General features: G+C 66.7%; 3 pseudogenes. 2 read left to right on the top strand and 1 reads right to left on the bottom strand.

What is annotated here, in order from left to right:
* A pseudogene (locus EOA22_RS32755) lies at nucleotides 1–187 on the top strand (transcriptional regulator); the annotation flags it as partial.
* Between the two features lie 119 nt (nucleotides 188–306).
* On the opposite strand, the pseudogene EOA22_RS39260 reads toward EOA22_RS32755, so the two are convergent.
* Nucleotides 307–414, bottom strand: a pseudogene (locus tag EOA22_RS39260) (LysR family transcriptional regulator); the annotation flags it as partial.
* Here EOA22_RS39260 and EOA22_RS32745 point away from each other — a divergent pair.
* Nucleotides 407–1674, top strand: a pseudogene (locus EOA22_RS32745) (hypothetical protein); the annotation flags it as partial. The pseudogenes EOA22_RS39260 and EOA22_RS32745 sit on opposite strands and share 8 nt — an antisense overlap.

The raw sequence follows: 1674 nt of genomic DNA, 5'->3' as shown, positions 1-1674 counted from the left end.
CCCCTGGCTGAGGCCGGAGAATTTCTCGGTGCCGCTGTCGACGACGCGTTCATCGATCCGTCTCGCCGGCGCCCGTGTCGCCGAGCGGCTGGCGGCACGGATTTCAGGACTGGAGGAGGGCGCGCGAGGCGAGGTCTGGCCGGTCGACCTGGTGGTGAGAGGGTCAGTCGCCGGTGCGCCGGCGTAGCTGGAGATCAAAGCCATGTGCTCTGCGGGATCGAGTTGAGACGCGACACTCACGCCGCATCAATCTCGCCCGACGCCGGCAGTAGCGAGACCACCGCAAGGGGGCCGGATTCCGACATCTCACGCCGCGGATTTGAGGTGGTCGATGAAGGCGCGCAGCTTCGGCAGGACTTGGCGCTTGCCGGGATGATACAGGAAGACGCCCGGCGTCGTGGCGGCGATGCCGTCAGGCGGCGACTGGACCGCCGGCCTGCGCAATGCGGACGGCCTCATCGATCCGGAGAAGCTGTCCGCCGCGGTGTTCGGAAACATCAACCACGCACTCGATGCCGTGCGGGAGGATTCGCTGCGTCGCATCGATCTTCGCAATGTCGAATTCGTGCTGCCCGAAACCGGAGCGATCAAGCTCGTCAAGATCACCGACGCCACCGTCGTGCAGTCGGGACCGGGCGGCATGGAGTTTTCCTCGAAGGCGGACATCGACGGCAGGACGCTTACGGTTGCCGCTACCGCCACCCGTGATATCGCGGCGCACCGGGTCACGGCGCTGGATGCGAGCGTCGATCTGGCCGACACCGGCGCGGCCGCTGCCGGCAAGTTGGGACCCGTCGCGTTGAAGCTGACGGGATCGGAAGGGTTCGGCGTGAACGCATCGCGGCTGACGGCCGCTTTGTCATCGACGGGCTCTGTCCTCGATCTCGGCACGCGAGGATTGCTGGCGGCGGACGTCGATATCAATGCGACGCTGGTTGCTGGCAGCAACAAGGTCCAGGTCGACAGATTGCTGCTGAAGACCGGCCGCTCGACATTCGATTTCGCCGGTTCGATCGGGCCGAAGCCGGCAAGCGGAGCGGTGGGTGAAGAGCCCTCCTATCGCTACGACCTGACCAGCGACGGGTCGTCGCTTGCGCCTTCGGAGTCGCCCGAGCCGGCGCTCACCTTCCTCGCCCGGATCGCCGGTGTCTACAACACGGTGAGCCACAAACTGGTGGCCGAGCAGATCGCGCTTCGGTCCGCCGGCTCGGGCGAGATGCTTGGCACCGCCGCCGTGGCGTTCGTCGACGGCAAAGTGCCGGGGATCAATCTGGCGTTCAACATCCACGACATGCAGGTCTCTCACGTCAAGCAGCTATGGCCGTGGTTTTCGGCGCGCAATGCCCGGCTGTGGGTGCTGGCAAATCTGTTCGGCGGCCGTGTCGTCGACGCCAACCTTCAGTTCCAGGTGGTGCCGGGCCGGCTGGGCAACGGCGTGCCGCTTTCGGCCGATGAGGTGTTCGGCCGCTTCCAGATCGAGGGATCGCGCTTCGACACCGCCGGCCGCATCCCTCCGATACGCGATGCGGTCGGCGTCGTCGGTTTCCACGGCAACGATGTCGATATCTCGCTGTCCTCGGGCACCGTCTACATGCCCAGCGGCCGCACCGTGGCGGCCAGCAACGGCACGCTGACGGTCAAGGCGGCCAACCGCACGCCGGCCGTCGGCGCGCT

The sequence above is a fragment of the Mesorhizobium sp. M7A.F.Ca.US.014.04.1.1 genome, assembly GCF_003998745.1.
GTDB classification, from domain to species: domain Bacteria; phylum Pseudomonadota; class Alphaproteobacteria; order Rhizobiales; family Rhizobiaceae; genus Mesorhizobium; species Mesorhizobium ciceri.
Note: the sequence above shows the minus strand (reverse complement) of the source record. Positions and strands in the feature narration are given on the sequence as shown.